This is a genomic window from Klebsiella sp. K47 (assembly GCF_051858335.1).
GTDB lineage: Bacteria > Pseudomonadota > Gammaproteobacteria > Enterobacterales > Enterobacteriaceae > Klebsiella > Klebsiella pneumoniae.
In genome coordinates this window covers 24087-39165 of record NZ_JBPYUI010000015.1, presented here as the reverse complement: position 1 = coordinate 39165, position 15079 = coordinate 24087, and the positions used below count along the sequence as shown (strand labels likewise).

The 15079-nt window shown below is 54.9% G+C and carries 14 protein-coding genes and 1 riboswitch; of the genes, 9 read left to right on the top strand and 5 right to left on the bottom strand.

What is annotated here, in order from left to right; all coding sequences use genetic code 11:
• Positions 1 to 178 precede the first annotated feature (178 nt).
• From malM to malK, 3 genes are all read right to left on the bottom strand, one after another.
• Positions 179 to 1102: a maltose operon protein MalM gene (gene malM / locus RRF55_RS15705; protein ID WP_004151749.1), complete on the bottom strand. Its 924-nt coding sequence runs from the start codon at positions 1100 to 1102 to the stop codon at positions 179 to 181.
• 114 nt (positions 1103 to 1216) lie between these two features.
• Positions 1217 to 2506 carry a maltoporin gene (locus RRF55_RS15700; RefSeq protein ID WP_002884747.1) on the bottom strand — a complete coding sequence of 430 codons (1290 nt, stop codon included), beginning with the start codon at positions 2504 to 2506 and terminating at the stop codon, positions 1217 to 1219.
• Positions 2507 to 2589: 83 nt separating this feature from the next.
• A complete protein-coding gene (gene malK, locus RRF55_RS15695) occupies positions 2590 to 3699 on the bottom strand; it encodes a maltose/maltodextrin ABC transporter ATP-binding protein MalK (protein WP_002884743.1) in 1110 nt (369 codons plus the stop codon).
• Positions 3700 to 4069: 370 nt separating this feature from the next.
• On the opposite strand from malK, the gene malE reads away from it, so the two are divergent.
• The 3 genes from malE to malG all read left to right on the top strand — a co-directional run bounded on the left by malE (position 4070) and on the right by malG (position 7827).
• Positions 4070 to 5260, top strand: coding sequence for a maltose/maltodextrin ABC transporter substrate-binding protein MalE (gene malE, locus RRF55_RS15690; protein WP_002884740.1), 1191 nt, complete (start codon positions 4070 to 4072; stop codon positions 5258 to 5260).
• Positions 5261 to 5377: 117 nt separating this feature from the next.
• Positions 5378 to 6922 (top strand): maltose ABC transporter permease MalF, encoded by a 1545-nt coding sequence (gene malF, locus RRF55_RS15685; protein ID WP_002884726.1) that lies wholly within the window; start codon positions 5378 to 5380, stop codon positions 6920 to 6922.
• Between the two features lie 14 nt (positions 6923 to 6936).
• Entirely contained in the window at positions 6937 to 7827 is an 891-nt protein-coding gene (gene malG, locus RRF55_RS15680) for a maltose ABC transporter permease MalG (RefSeq protein ID WP_002884725.1), read from the top strand.
• Positions 7828 to 8018: 191 nt separating this feature from the next.
• On the opposite strand, the gene psiE is transcribed toward malG, so the two are convergent.
• Positions 8019 to 8429 (bottom strand): phosphate-starvation-inducible protein PsiE, encoded by a 411-nt coding sequence (psiE, locus tag RRF55_RS15675; RefSeq protein WP_002884721.1) that lies wholly within the window; start codon positions 8427 to 8429, stop codon positions 8019 to 8021.
• A gap of 373 nt (positions 8430 to 8802) precedes the next feature.
• On the opposite strand from psiE, the gene RRF55_RS15670 reads away from it, so the two are divergent.
• The 6 genes from RRF55_RS15670 to RRF55_RS15645 all read left to right on the top strand — a co-directional run bounded on the left by RRF55_RS15670 (position 8803) and on the right by RRF55_RS15645 (position 12699).
• Positions 8803 to 10080, top strand: a complete 1278-nt coding sequence (locus RRF55_RS15670) for an L-cysteine desulfidase family protein (RefSeq protein ID WP_004178268.1) — start codon at positions 8803 to 8805, stop codon at positions 10078 to 10080.
• An 83-nt stretch (positions 10081 to 10163) separates the two neighbouring features.
• Positions 10164 to 10904 carry an AzlC family ABC transporter permease gene (locus RRF55_RS15665; protein WP_004177854.1) on the top strand — a complete coding sequence of 247 codons (741 nt, stop codon included), beginning with the start codon at positions 10164 to 10166 and terminating at the stop codon, positions 10902 to 10904.
• The gene (locus RRF55_RS15660) at positions 10897 to 11217 is read left to right on the top strand and encodes an AzlD domain-containing protein (protein ID WP_004177855.1); all 321 of its coding nucleotides are present in this window, start codon (positions 10897 to 10899) and stop codon (positions 11215 to 11217) included. The genes RRF55_RS15665 and RRF55_RS15660 overlap by 8 nt, the downstream gene beginning before the upstream one ends.
• 20 nt (positions 11218 to 11237) lie before the next feature.
• The gene (locus RRF55_RS15655; RefSeq protein ID WP_004178266.1) at positions 11238 to 11618 is read left to right on the top strand and encodes a Rid family detoxifying hydrolase; all 381 of its coding nucleotides are present in this window, start codon (positions 11238 to 11240) and stop codon (positions 11616 to 11618) included.
• A 107-nt stretch (positions 11619 to 11725) separates the two neighbouring features.
• Positions 11726 to 12235, top strand: coding sequence for a GNAT family N-acetyltransferase (locus tag RRF55_RS15650; RefSeq protein ID WP_048332275.1), 510 nt, complete (start codon positions 11726 to 11728; stop codon positions 12233 to 12235).
• A gap of 8 nt (positions 12236 to 12243) precedes the next feature.
• Positions 12244 to 12699 carry an acyltransferase gene (locus tag RRF55_RS15645; protein WP_004177857.1) on the top strand — a complete coding sequence of 152 codons (456 nt, stop codon included), beginning with the start codon at positions 12244 to 12246 and terminating at the stop codon, positions 12697 to 12699.
• A 49-nt stretch (positions 12700 to 12748) separates the two neighbouring features.
• Here RRF55_RS15645 and pgi read toward each other — a convergent pair whose 3' ends face one another.
• The gene (gene pgi, locus RRF55_RS15640; RefSeq protein ID WP_002884631.1) at positions 12749 to 14398 is read right to left on the bottom strand and encodes a glucose-6-phosphate isomerase; all 1650 of its coding nucleotides are present in this window, start codon (positions 14396 to 14398) and stop codon (positions 12749 to 12751) included.
• 349 nt (positions 14399 to 14747) lie between these two features.
• Positions 14748 to 14983: riboswitch (Lysine riboswitch) on the top strand.
• Positions 14984 to 15079: the final 96 nt, after the last annotated feature.

Genomic DNA, 15079 nt, shown 5'->3' with positions numbered 1-15079 from the left:
TCCGGTACATAACGTGAAAGCATTGTATCGCAGAATAGGCGGTTGGTGGCGGGCAAACGTCAATATACGATCATTCACGCAACAGCCATGCAACAGGCTGCCGCGCGTGCAAAAAAAGGTGCATCCCGGAGGATGCACCTAAAGGCTGTGCCTAAACATCAGCATTGTGGGGAGACGATTACCCCTTGCCTTTTACACTGCTGATAAAGGTGGAACGAGCGGATTTCGAGCCGAGGCGCTCAGCTTCGTTCATCAATTTCAGGGCTTTGTCGATGTCACCTTGTTTCACCGCCTGCTTAATACCATTGTTGAAGTAGGTTTCGGTATCGCTGAGCATCGGTTCGCTTTTGGCGGCCGGCGCCGCGGCGGCGGCTGGCGCGGCTACCGGCGCCGCGGTGTTGCCGACGGTTACCGGACCCGGGCCGGAGGAGCCGAACAGCGGCCCTACCAGCACGCTGGAAGTGCTATTAGTTTTCACTTTCAGCTTCAGCACGCCATCGGTGGTATGTTTAGCGATCGGATCCGGGATATCCGGGGCCGCATTGCCGGCGCCTTTGGCATAGGCTTTCGCCGGATCCAGCAGGGTCGTGGTCTGCTGGAGATCTTTTTCAGTGGTAAACACCAGCACATAGAGCTTTTGCTGGCCCAGCGCCGGGGTCAGGCGCATCACGCCGCCCAGGCGGTCAGCGGTCATCACGCCCGGCTGCTGATAGGTAAAGTAATTGCTGGGGAAGAACGCCGCGGGCGTCATGTTCTGGTCGAGAATCAGCACGTTCGGCGCAAAAATCTGCTTATGTTTGTTCAGTTCGCTGTCGAGCGTCAGGGTCAGCTCACCGATATTGGCCGGCACGCTCCAGGCGGCGACCGGTCCGACGATCCCCGGGACATCCAGGCGTTGACCGCCGGTGGTTAAATCAACGCTCTGCGTCTTTGATTGATCGGCAGGCGTCCAGATCAGCTGCTGCAGCGCGCTGGCTGGAATAGCCGGCGCGGCGCTGGTGTTCTGCGGTACAAAGTTAACATCGGCAAGGCTCATCCCCGGCACGCATGCCAACATCCCTGCGGATAAACACAGAGCGACGAGAGTTTTCTTCATTTTCATTCTTCTCACCTTGGATAGCATCGGTTTAGCGGTAGCCAGGCAATAGCGCGCTAACCCTGAATAATCAGGAGGGGCTGACGCCCCTCCCAGGTTACACCCGTCCTGCGGACGGTATTACCACCACACTTCCATCTGGGCACCGAAGGTAACTTCGCTGTCGTCACCGCGGCTGGAGGTGAAAGCGCCGCTTCCGCTGCTGTCTTTCGTCTGCAGACCGGAGGTGTTGCTGTAGCCCCAGTTTTCATCCCACTTCGCGTAGGTTGCGAAGATACGGATAGCCGGACGAGACCAGACGCTGTTGCCTGCCTGCCACTGTTGAGCCAGAGTAATTTTGTACTGGTTGTTGTTTTCGCTGGTACGCTGGGATTTCACGTTGTCGTAACCGATTTCCAGCTGGGTGCTCATGATCGGCGTCCATTTGTACATCGGACGGACACCCACGGTGTACCAGGTAGAACCGTTCTTGCTGTCCAGATCCACGTCCTGGTACATTGCCACGTACATCAGGCCCCAGTCATCGTTGAAGTCCATCGCGCCGTGATCCAGAACGCGGATCATGCTGCCGTTGTTATCGATGCTGGTCCCCTGAGAGTGGCCGCTGTTCCAGGAGGTCATTGCGTCAGTGGCGTACTGAACCACAAACTTGTTGAAGCCGCCCCAGATAGACTGAGTATGTTCACCGGTCCACATCCAGCCGTCTTTCGACGCGCCGTCTTCCAGGCGATAGTCATCCTGCGGGTTAGCACGGCCGTAATCGACCCCTAACTCCAGCACGCCGCCCGGGTTGGTTTCCAGACCCGCCAGACGGATATCAAAGACGTCGTTGGCAGTTTTCGCAGCATATTTTTTGGTGTCATCGCTGGAGAAAGTATAAGAGCCGCCGCTTTCTGAGTTACGGGTAGCGGCCAGAGAGAGCTTACCGAAGCCAAGGTCAACGTTTTCCAGACCTGCACCCGGGCCGGAGATATCCCAGTAGTAGAAGTCGATCATGTGAACGTCATGACGCTGATAGAAGCGTTTACCCGCCCACAGCGTGGAGCCCGGCAGCCAGTCGATCAGGTTTTTACCCTGGATGTTGGCTTCACGGAACGCCGGAGAGGTGCTTTCCCAGTCATCTTCCTGATTCACGGAATAGGCAACGTTAGTATCGAAATAAAAACTCTTATCCCCTTCCTTCCACAGCTCCTGGCCCAGCTTCAGTTCCGCATAGGTTTCACATTCGTTACCAAGACGGTATTTACTTTGAGCGCCGGTTGCTTTGAAGCACTGTTGCTCGCCGCCGCTGCCGGTCCAGCCAATGCCGGAACGCGCGTAGCCATGGAAATCGACAGCCAGCGCCTGAGCAGACATCACGCCTGCTGCGACGGCGACCGCCAGAGGAAGTTTGCGCAGAGTAATCATCATTCTATCTCCTGAGATCATTGCTTTTCTTTGCACGCTTCGCCGGTATATCGCCAGCCGGGTTCGCGCTTTTTTAATGGGAAGCCTTACACGCCCGGCTCTTTATGCAGCCGACGACAAGCGGTGCCATCCTCACGGAATAAATGGCAACGTTCTGGCGGCAAACCGATAGCGAATGTGGCTCCCTCTTCTACCAACACCACGTCGTTCTGGCGGTAAACCAGGTTCTGACGGATGGCGGGGATCTGGATATGAATTTGCGTTTCGTGACCGAGCTGTTCGACGACCTGGACCTCGCCTTCAAGGGTTACATCGGCGATATCGCTGGGCAATAAATGCTCCGGTCGAATACCTAAGGACATATTGGCGCCCGCCTGCACGTTGGCGCTGTCCACCGGTAGCCAGATTTGCTGACGGTTCGGCAGTTCAACCTGCACCTGATCGATAGCCGTCGCGGTGACTTTGACCGGCAGGAAGTTCATCTTCGGTGAACCAATGAAGCCGGCAACGAAGCGGTCAGCCGGATAGTGATAGAGCTCCAGCGGTTTCCCAACCTGCGCCACACGGCCGGCGTCGAGGACCACGATCTTGTCGGCGAGGGTCATCGCTTCCACCTGATCGTGGGTGACATAGATCATGGTGCGGCCCAGTCGCTTATGCAGACGGGAGATTTCGATACGCATCTGGACGCGCAGGGCGGCATCGAGGTTGGAAAGCGGCTCATCCAGCAGGAAAACGCTTGGCTCTGCCACCAGCGTACGACCAATCGCCACGCGCTGGCGCTGACCGCCGGAGAGGGCTTTCGGTTTACGCTCCAGCAGATGGGCCAGCTGCAGCACTTCCGCAACCTGAGTCACCCGCTGGTTAATCAGATCTTTTTTCGCGCCGGCCAGCTTCAGGCCAAACGACATATTTTCCGCAACGGAAAGGTGGGGATAGAGTGCATAAGACTGGAATACCATCCCAACGCCGCGTTCTGCCGGTGGGATCTCGTTCATGCGGGTGTCACCGATAAACAGGTCCCCGCTGGTAATAGTTTCTAACCCGGCAATCATACGCAGCAGGGTAGATTTGCCGCAGCCCGATGGCCCGACAAACACGACGAATTCCCCTTCGTGGATATCGAGATTGATATCTTTCGATACCACCACGTCACCCCAGGCTTTCGTTACATTTCGCAGCTGTACGCTCGCCATGCCCTTCTCCCTTCGTTACAACCTGTCACTAACAGTCACATTCAAGATGGGTCGACTATGCGGCATTCATTACGCAGGCAAATCCTCCACCCCCCGGCTTTTTTATGGGGGAGGAGATGGGAGGATGAGAGATTGGCTCTCGCCGCGGGGGATGGCGGGCGGAGCGTGATTTCGTGATGGAGGCGACAAAATTGGGCGCTTTTTTCTGTGCTCCAGGACGCAATACGGCCGTTTTTGCAATGGAGATCACACAACCAGCGGGTGGGGCGTAGACCTGGGGAGGATGGAAAGGGGTTGTTAAAAAAGGAAACTCATCATCGTTAAGCCACCGAAGTGTATCCACGAGTACAACACCAAAAAGGACGGGTATATGAAAATCAAAACTGGCGCTCGCATCCTCGCGCTGTCGGCACTGACCACGATGATGTTTTCCGCCTCTGCCCTCGCAAAAATTGAAGAAGGTAAGCTGGTTATCTGGATTAACGGCGACAAAGGCTACAACGGCCTCGCTGAAGTGGGTAAAAAGTTTGAAAAAGACACCGGCATTAAAGTTTCCGTAGAACACCCGGACAAGCTGGAAGAGAAATTCCCGCAGGTTGCGGCGACCGGCGACGGCCCGGACATCATCTTCTGGGCGCATGACCGTTTCGGCGGCTACGCGCAGTCGGGCCTGCTGGCGGAAATCACCCCGGACAAAGCGTTCCAGGACAAACTCTATCCGTTCACCTGGGATGCGGTTCGCTATAACGGCAAACTGATCGCCTACCCGATCGCAGTCGAAGCCCTGTCCCTGATTTACAACAAAGACCTGGTGCCGAACCCGCCGAAGACCTGGGAAGAGATCCCGGCGCTGGATAAAGAACTGAAAGCGAAAGGTAAGAGCGCGCTGATGTTCAACCTGCAGGAACCGTACTTCACCTGGCCGCTGATCGCTGCCGACGGCGGATACGCGTTCAAGTTTGAAAACGGCAAGTACGATGTGAAAGACGTCGGCGTGGACAGCGCAGGCGCGAAAGCGGGCCTGACCTTCCTGGTTGACCTGATCAAGAACAAGCACATGAATGCCGATACCGATTACTCCATCGCGGAAGCGGCCTTCAACAAAGGCGAAACCGCGATGACCATCAACGGTCCGTGGGCGTGGTCTAACATCGATAAGAGCAAGGTTAACTACGGCGTGACCCTGCTGCCAACCTTTAAAGGCAAGCCATCGAAACCGTTCGTTGGCGTGCTGAGCGCGGGGATCAACGCCGCCAGCCCGAATAAAGAGCTGGCCAAAGAGTTCCTCGAAAACTACCTGATGACCGATCAGGGTCTGGAAGCCGTTAACAACGACAAACCGCTGGGTGCCGTGGCGCTGAAATCCTTCCAGGAAAAACTGGAAAAAGATCCGCGCATCGCTGCCACCATGGCGAACGCCCAGAAAGGCGAAATCATGCCTAACATCCCGCAGATGTCTGCCTTCTGGTATGCCGTTCGTACCGCGGTTATCAACGCCGCCAGCGGTCGCCAGACTGTCGATGCTGCGCTGAAAGATGCACAGAGCCGTATCACTAAGTAAGAAAACGGCGGGTGGCGCGTGCGCCTACCCGCCCTACCACTACGGCTCGGACCGTAGGTCAGGTAAGCGAAGCGCCACCTGACAAATAAGTTTTCACCGCTGTAGAGGATGATCCCCATGGATGCCGTTAAAAAGAGACACTGGTGGCAAAGCCCGCAACTCACATGGTCTGTGATTGGCTTACTGTGCCTGCTGGTGGGTTACCTTGTTGTTTTGATGTACGCCCAGGGGGAGTACCTGTTCGCCATCATGACGCTGATTTTAAGCTCAGTTGGCCTGTATATTTTCGCTAATCGCAAGGCTTATGCCTGGCGCTATGTTTATCCCGGCCTCGCCGGCATGGGCCTGTTTGTCCTGTTTCCGCTGATCTGCACTATCGCTATCGCGTTTACCAACTACAGCAGCACCAACCAGCTGACCTTTGAACGTGCGCAGCAGGTGCTGATGGATCGTTCCTTCCAGGCCGGCAAAGCCTATAATTTCACGCTGATCCCTGCGGGTGACGAGTGGAAGCTGGCGCTGACCGACGGCGAAAGCGGTAAAAACTACCTTTCTGACGCCTTTAAATTTGGCGGCGAGCAGAAGCTGGCGTTAAAAGAAACCGACGCCCTGCCGGAAGGCGAGCGCGCCAACCTGCGCGTGATTACCCAGAATCGCACCGCGCTGAACCAGCTGACCGCTGTGCTGCCGGATGACAGCAAAGTCATCATGAGCTCCCTGCGCCAGTTCTCCGGTACCCAGCCTCTGTATACCCTCGGCGAAGACGGGGTACTGACCAACAATCAGACCCACGTTAAATACCGCCCGAACAACGACGTCGGCTTCTACCAGTCAATTAACGCCGACGGCAGCTGGGGCAATGAGAAGCTGAGCCCGGGCTACACTGTGACTATCGGCTGGGACAACTTTACCCGCGTCTTCCACGATGAAGGCATTCAGAAACCGTTCTTTGCGATCTTCGTCTGGACGGTGGTGTTCTCGGTGCTGACCGTGGTGCTGACCGTCGCGGTGGGGATGATCCTCGCCTGCCTGGTGCAGTGGGAAGCGCTGAAAGGCAAAGCGATTTATCGCGTCCTGCTGATTCTGCCGTACGCCGTACCGTCGTTTATTTCGATTCTGATTTTCAAAGGGCTGTTCAACCAGAGCTTTGGTGAAATCAACATGATGCTCAGCACGCTGTTCGGCATTAAGCCGGCCTGGTTTAGCGACCCGACCACCGCGCGCACCATGATCATCATCGTCAACACCTGGCTGGGCTACCCGTACATGATGATCCTGTGCATGGGGCTGCTGAAGGCGATTCCGGACGATCTGTACGAAGCGTCGGCAATGGATGGCGCCGGCCCGTTCCAGAACTTCTTTAAAATTACCTTCCCGCTGCTGATTAAGCCGCTAACGCCGCTGATGATCGCCAGCTTCGCCTTTAACTTTAACAACTTCGTCCTGATTCAATTGTTGACCAACGGCGGTCCGGACCGTCTCGGCACCACCACCCCGGCCGGTTATACCGACCTGCTGGTGAGCTACACCTATCGCATCGCCTTTGAAGGCGGCGGCGGTCAGGACTTCGGCCTGGCGGCGGCTATCGCAACGCTAATCTTCCTGCTGGTTGGCGCGTTAGCGATTGTGAATCTGAAAGCCACGCGCATGAAGTTTGATTAAGGGAGATAACGATAATGGCTATGGTCCAACCCAAATCGCAGAAGCTACGTTTATTTACCACGCATCTCCTGCTACTGATTTTTATCGCCGCGATTATGTTTCCGCTGCTGATGGTTATCGCCATCTCGCTGCGCGAGGGTAACTTCGCCACCGGCAGCCTGATCCCGGATACCATCTCCTGGGAGCACTGGCGTCTGGCGTTAGGCTTCAGCGTCGAACACGCCGATGGCCGCGTCACGCCGCCGCCGTTCCCGGTCCTGCTGTGGCTGTGGAACTCGATTAAGGTCGCCGGGATCACCGCGATCGGTATCGTCGCTCTCTCCACCACCTGCGCCTACGCTTTCGCCCGTATGCGCTTCCCGGGGAAAGCGACCCTGCTGAAAGGGATGCTGATTTTCCAGATGTTCCCGGCGGTGCTGTCGCTGGTTGCCCTGTACGCGTTGTTTGACCGCCTGGGCCAGTACATCCCGTTCGTCGGCCTCAACACCCACGGCGGCGTCATCTTTGCCTACATGGGCGGTATCGCGCTGCACGTCTGGACGATTAAAGGCTACTTCGAAACCATCGATGGCTCGCTGGAAGAAGCGGCGGCGCTGGATGGCGCGACCCCATGGCAGGCTTTCCGTCTGGTGCTGCTGCCGCTGTCGGTGCCGATTCTGGCAGTCGTGTTTATTCTGTCGTTCATCGCGGCCATCACCGAAGTGCCGGTCGCCTCGCTGCTGCTGCGCGATGTGAACAGCTATACCCTGGCGGTAGGTATGCAACAGTATCTCAACCCGCAGAACTATCTGTGGGGCGACTTTGCCGCCGCGGCGGTGCTCTCCGCCATTCCGATCACGGTTGTCTTCCTGCTGGCGCAGCGCTGGCTGGTTAATGGCCTGACGGCGGGTGGAGTGAAAGGTTAATTTTTTTGTAACACCGGCCCCAAATTTCAGAGGAGGGCCGACGGTCTAGCCGCAATACACGACCCCAACCGGGTATTGTCGCCGTCGCCCTCAGCTGAAAAAGTAAGGTCAATGCCACTGCTATCCTCAACTGGACCCTACATAAATTCTATTTGTGACTGTTGGTCAGCGGCCCTGGAGGCCGCTTTTTTTTATTCGCGTTTCAGGCGATTGGAGTTACACAGCCAGAGCGTAATCACCAGGATCAGGATCGCCGCGGAGTAAATGAGAACCGCCAGCGGCGACTCATGATCGACGATAATAAGCCGCACAATTGCGGTAATACCGATATAGACGAAATAGCGCAGTGGAAAGTGAAAACCGGATTCAAAATATTTAACAATCAGCGCGATAAACTCAAAGTAGAGAAAATAGACCACCAGCCCTTCGACCAGCTTGTACTTACTCACCGGCTCCGGCGTAAACAGTACGTGCGCCAGATGCAGGGTCTCCTTTCCCAGGAACACCACCAGAATAATTCCCAGGCACAGCAGTGCCAGATTCAGCACGGCCTGCATGGCCTTCGCAACGAAATTAACCAGCGGACGATATACCGACGGCATAGTGACACCTCAAATGCATGAACGTTGTCGATCTGTATAGCGCAAAAGTGTGATCCAGATCTACCTATGATTCATTCGTCTTACGCTATCTCCGGGCTATTGATTCGAAAAGTACGAACAAGAGAAAATTGTCCTTCCAGCAACGCTGTGAGCAGATTAACAAAATCATCCATTACGCTTAGAACGAATCAGCCCAACTAACTGAAATATAAAAAGTTTACTTTTTGAAACAGGTATATCTTAAAACCTCCCGTAAGATAAAATTTTTCTCCAAACCACAGTCTTTTTATGGTTATTAGGGTAAGTTTTTTCTTATCTTTTGTCTTAGCATTATCGCAGCTGAATAAAATTTAATTTTGGACATTAAATCATTATGAACACCGATAACGCTTCCCTGTACGTAAAATGGCTCAAACAAGAGGTCGCCCCGGCTTTAGGTTGTACTGAACCCGTCGCTATTTCCTTCGCGGCCGCCTACGCCGCACAATATCTGGATCAGCCTTGCACTAAAATTAGCGGTTTTATTTCCGCCAATCTTTATAAAAACGCGATGGGCGTCACCATACCCGGCACCACCGTTTGCGGTGTACCGCTGGCAGCCGCAATTGGCGCATTTGGCGGCGACCCGCAAAAGGGATTAAAAACGCTGGAAGATATCACTCCGCGACACGTTGAAATGGCGCAGAAGCTGATCGCCAATAACGCCGTTGATATTGCCGTCGAAGAGACCCCGGATTTTATCCATCTCGATTTAACCCTCTCTGCTGGCGAGAATTGCTGTCGTGTCGTGGTCAAAGGAACCCACACCAACGTGGTCGAACTTTATATTAATGGCCAGCCGCAGCCATTAAGCGAAAAACAGAATACGCGCACCCAGCGCGAAACGCTGCCCACTTTCTCGCTACAACAGGCTTACGAATTTATTAATCGCGTCGACTTTAATGATATTCGCTTTATTCTCGACGCCGCGCGCTTAAACTCCGCGCTGGCGGCAGAAGGCAAAACAAAAAAATATGGCCTGAACATTAACGGTACCTTTTCTGACGCAGTGAAAAACGGCCTGATGAGCAACGATCTGTTAAGCAAGGTGATCATCAACACCGTCGCCGCTTCAGATGCCCGCATGGGCGGCGCGCCGGTGGTAGCGATGTCTAACTTCGGCTCAGGCAATCAGGGCATTACAGCAACCATGCCGGTAGTGGTGGTTGCAGAGCATCTCGGCGTCGATGAAGAGACCCTGGCTCGCGCTTTGTCTCTCTCTCATCTCACCGCCATCTCAATTCATTCTCGTTATACGCGCTTATCTGCGCTATGCGCAGCCTCAACCGCCGCTATGGGCGCCGCCGCCGGTATGGCCTGGCTGTTTACCCGCGACATCAATACCATTAATACCGCAATTATTAATATGGTCAGCGATATTACCGGCATGATTTGTGATGGCGCTTCCAACAGCTGCGCGATGAAAGTCTCGTCAGTGGTATCCAGCGCCTTTAAGGCGGTACTAATGGCAATGCAAAATAGCTGCGCTGGCGCCAATGACGGTATTGTCTGCGCCGATGTCGAGCAGACTATTAATAACCTGTGCCGTCTGGTGATTAAACCAATGACTCTCACCGATAAAGAAATTATCAGCATTATGGTCGCTAAATAATACCATTTCACGGGCCTGAAAGAGCAGGCCCCGATTAACGTACTCTACCCACACTATTATTTATAAATTAGCAGGTATAGCAGATGAATAAAAAAGTCATCTTCCGCGGCGCCAGCGCTATTATGCCCCTATGCATCGGCGACTTTCCATTTTCATTTATTGTCGGCGCATTAAGCGTTAGCGCGGGCATGAGCGTCTGGCAGAGTACGGCGTGGTCGGCGATCGTCATTGCCGGCTCGGCGCAAATGCTGGCACTGAATATGTTAAAAACCGGCGCCACGCTCGGCGTGATTATTTTCACCACATTAATTATCAATCTTCGCCACGTGCTGTATAGCGCCTCTATTTCCGGCACCGTGCGCGAAGCTTCATTCTTTAAAAAATGCTTTATGTCCTATGCGCTCACCGACGAGGTGTATGCCACCACCGTCAAAGAGATGGAAGGAAATAAAAAGGAAAAATATCTGTTTTATGGTTCGGCGATGATTACCTTCTGGGCGATTTGGGTGCTGGCTGATTTTCTTGGCGCGCTGGTCGGCGCCTCGTTTCCCCACATTGAGAAATACGGTCTTGATTTCGCCATGGTCGCCGCCTTTATCGCCATCGTGGTGCCGCAAATTAAAAGCCAGGCCTGCACCGTCGCCGCGGTTGTAGCCGCCGTTTCCGGCGTGCTGTTAGTGGTCCTACCCTATTCGCTGGGTATCGTCGTCGCCTCAGTGCTTGGCGTCCTCGCCGGCCTGTGCGTCGACCTGGCGGAAGAGCGCAAGCAGATGGCAAAAACCGAATCCGATATGCCGTTAGTGGAGGCGATGGAAAATGAGTAATAGCTATTTTATCGCCCTGACGCTGGGCATGGCCGCGGTGACTTTTCTCATCCGTTTCTCGTTTATCGGCCTGGCCGGCAAGATCCAGATGTCCGAGCGGGTGACCAAAACGCTACGCTTCGTGCCGGTCACCGTTCTGCCGGCCATCATCACCATTCAGATCCTGAGCGTGAATTCCAGCATGGAGTTCGACTTAAAAAATCCGAAGGTGATCGCCGCCATCATCTGCACGCTCGCCAGCTTCCGTTTAGGCCTGGTGTGGGTGGTAGTGAGCGGCGTCGGCTCGCTGGTGTTGTTAAATTATTTTATGTAACCGTTTGAAGGATAAACCGTATGATTATTACCACCGCTGACGCGCCTGCCGCTATCGGCCCGTACGTGCAGGGCGTCAATCTCGGCGCGATGACCATCACCTCCGGTCAGCTGCCGATTAATCCGCTGGACGGCACCATGCCCGAGGACATTGCCGAACAGGCGCGGCAATCACTGGAAAATGTGAAAGCCATCGTTGAAGCTGCCGGACTCACGGTCGGGCAGATCGTTAAAACTACGGTGTTTGTCAAAGACCTGGCGGATTTTGCCGCCATCAATGCCGCCTACGAGGCCTTCTTTATCGAACACCAGGCGGCCTTTCCGGCGCGCTCCTGTGTGGAGGTAGCAAGGTTACCGAAAGATGCCGGCGTCGAAATCGAAGCGATCGCTTTCGCCCGCTAACCCCCAGGCTGGAGGGAGCGCCTCCAGCCTTCTCCCACCGATTTTTGTCGTTCCACATTGTTCACTTTACAGGCAATATAGCCGCAGAACGACGCGAGGAACGCAGCATGTTAACTATTCGACAGGCATGTCCCGAGGACGCGCCCCAGCTTAGCGCGATGGGCTATGCCAGCTATCATTACCACTTTGCTCATCTCTGGCGCGATGCCGATGAACTGGCGTTATTTCTTAAGCAAGAATATGCCGAAGATGCGCTACGTCGGAGTCTTGCGGATGCGACCCAACACTGGCTCATCGCCGAAGCCCCCTCTCCTGTTGGTTTCGCTAAATATAGCTATCAGCAGCGAATGGCTGACGACGGCAAGATTGGTACGCTGCTGCATAAGCTCTACCTGATGCCGGGGAAGACTGGCCACCGCTACGGCGAGCATATTTTTCACGCCGTCGAGACGCGAGCAAAAACGGCCGGTGAAAGTTGGCTGTGGCTGGAAGTACTCGCCGCGAATCCCGCCGCGCGCCGTTTTTACGAACGCCAGGGGATGCAGCACATCAGAGACACGATTTTCCACTCCGCCAGCCAGCAAAGCACCTTACATATTCTGGCCAAACCGATTTGAGAGGAACTATGCCTGAGCTTCGTGATACCGGCGTACGTAACGTCGTTTGTGGGGAAAATGTCGTTATTTACCAGCCCGCCAACCTCTATGATTGCCAGCTCGGCGATAACGTCTTCGTCGGGCCGTTCGTTGAGATCCAGGGGAATACCCGCATCGGCGCGAACAGTAAAATTCAGTCCCATACCTTTATCTGCGAGTACGTCACCATCGGCCAGCGCTGCTTTATCGGTCACGGCGTGATGTTTGCCAACGACCTGTTTCGCGAGGGTAAACCAAACGCCGACCGCGCCAGCTGGGGGCGGATCGAGATTGGCGATGACGTGTCGATCGGCAGCGGCGCCACGATTCTGGCCGTCAGCATCTGCGATGGGGTGGTGATAGGCGCGGGCAGCGTGGTAACGAAGTCCATTACCGAGAAAGGCGTGTGGGCGGGGAATCCGGCGAGGCTGCTGCGGCGGCTATAAATAAAAATGCCGACCAAAGGGTCGGCATTCCGTCTTAGCTGCGCAAGCGTTATGCGCGCCAGGCTTTATAACGGTTAATCAGGCCGTTAGTAGAGCTGTCGTGGCTGCTAACTTCGCTGCCGTCTTTCAGCTCCGGCAGGATGCGGTTAGCCAGCTGTTTGCCCAGCTCAACGCCCCACTGGTCAAAGGTGAAGATGTTGAGGATCGCGCCCTGGGTGAAGATTTTGTGCTCGTACAGGGCAATCAGCGCCCCGAGGCTGAACGGGGTGATCTCACGCAGCAGGATGGAGTTAGTCGGGCGGTTACCTTCGAACACTTTGAACGGCACCACGTGCTCCAGGGTCGCCGGGTCTTTACCCTGATCGCGATATTCCTGCTCAACCACTTCGCGGGATTTACCAAAGGCCAGGGCCTCGGTCTGGGCGAAGAAGTTAGACAGCAGTTTCTGATGGTGGTCAGACAGCGGGTTGTGGGTGATAGCCGGAGCGATGAAATCGCACGGTACCATTTTGGTGCCCTGGTGGATCAGCTGGTAGAACGCGTGCTGACCGTTGGTGCCCGGCTCACCCCAGATGATTGGGCCAGTCTGGTAGTCTACCGCGTGGCCGTTACGGTCAACATACTTACCGTTGGACTCCATGTTGCCCTGCTGGAAGTAAGCGGCAAAGCGGTGCATGTACTGGTCGTACGGCAGAATCGCTTCGGTTTCCGCACCGAAGAAGTTGTTGTACCAGATGCCGATCAGAGCCAGCAGCACCGGCAGGTTTTTCTCCGCCGGAGTGGTGGAGAAGTGCTTATCCATCGCATGCGCGCCGGACAGCAGCTCAACGAAGTTGTCGAAGCCCACGGAGAGAATGATGGACAGACCAATCGCCGACCACAGGGAGTAACGGCCGCCAACCCAGTCCCAGAATTCGAACATGTTGGCGGTGTCGATGCCGAACTCGCCAACCGCTTTCGCGTTGGTGGAAAGCGCGGCGAAGTGTTTCGCCACGTGCTTGTCGTCGCCCGCGGTTGCCAGGAACCAGTCGCGCGCGCTGTGGGCGTTGGTCATGGTTTCCTGGGTAGTGAAAGTCTTGGACGCCACCAGGAACAGAGTCGTTTCCGGATTCACGTTCTTCAGCACTTCGGCGATATGGGTGCCATCGACGTTAGAGACAAAGTGCATGTTGAGGTGGTTTTTATACGGACGCAGCGCCTCGGTCACCATGAAAGGACCGAGGTCGGAGCCGCCGATACCGATGTTAACCACGTCGGTGATCGGTTTGCCGGTGTAGCCTTTCCAGCTACCGGAGATAATCGCTTCGGAGAAGGTTTTCATCTTCTCCAGCACAGCGTTCACTTCCGGCATCACATCTTTGCCATCAACCACAATCGGCGTATTGCTGCGGTTACGCAGCGCGACGTGCAGTACCGCGCGGTCTTCGGTGCGGTTGATCTTCTCACCTGAGAACATCGACTTGATAGCGCCCGCCAGGTCAGTCTCTTTCGCCAGATCCTGCAGTTTAGCCAGCGTCTCTTCAGTGATGCGGTTTTTGGAGAAGTCCACCAGCATCAGATCGTCGAACGTCGCGGAAAATTTAGAAAAACGGTCGCTATCTTTGGCGAAAAGCTCGCTGATAGTGACATCTTTCATTTCGTCGAAGTGTTTCTGTAATGCCTGCCAGGCAGAGGTCTGCGTTGGGTTGATGTTTTTCATTAGCAATACTCTTCTGATTTGAGATTGTGACTTCGGTCGATTGTAGCGCCGGTGACGGAAAATTGTGATGATTTTTGTGACTTGACCCTGACGCCGGTCAGGAATCGGGTCAAAACGGAGTAAAAAGCCCCATTAGTATAGCTATCATAAGGCTTTTTTCTGTTAGCCGCAGAGGCATGAAAAATCCGCATAACCGCAGCGTTGACATAGCTGGCGTTAAGCCTTTATATATCCGCAGTGCTTACGTATTGGTAGGTATCTATTGCTCGCGCATTTCACGCTACAGCGAAAGGGTATTCGCGGGGGATATAATGTCCCTGTTCCCCCGGCCAGGTGAAAGACGTCAGTAATTGCCAGAAGAGGTGCGTTGCCCAGGTAACCGTATTGGAGGAACCAGTCCGGGGAAGATACGTGAGGGGGAGCAACGCCGAGGTGAAAGAGCGTCTGGTCACGCTCCTCGCCGGCCACAGGGGCTGAATCCCCTGGGTTGTCACCAGAAACGTTCGCAGTCGGGCGTTTCATACCCGAACACCTCAGCGCCCAAAGCGGTGAGTCGGGTCTACAAGGTGGAGCACTTCTGGGTGACATCGTAGTTGTTTATCACTCTGCGCCACCCTGTTTATCGCTCTTCCCTTGTGCCATGGCTGAATAATTTGGCCTGGCTTATTAAGACATTTTGTT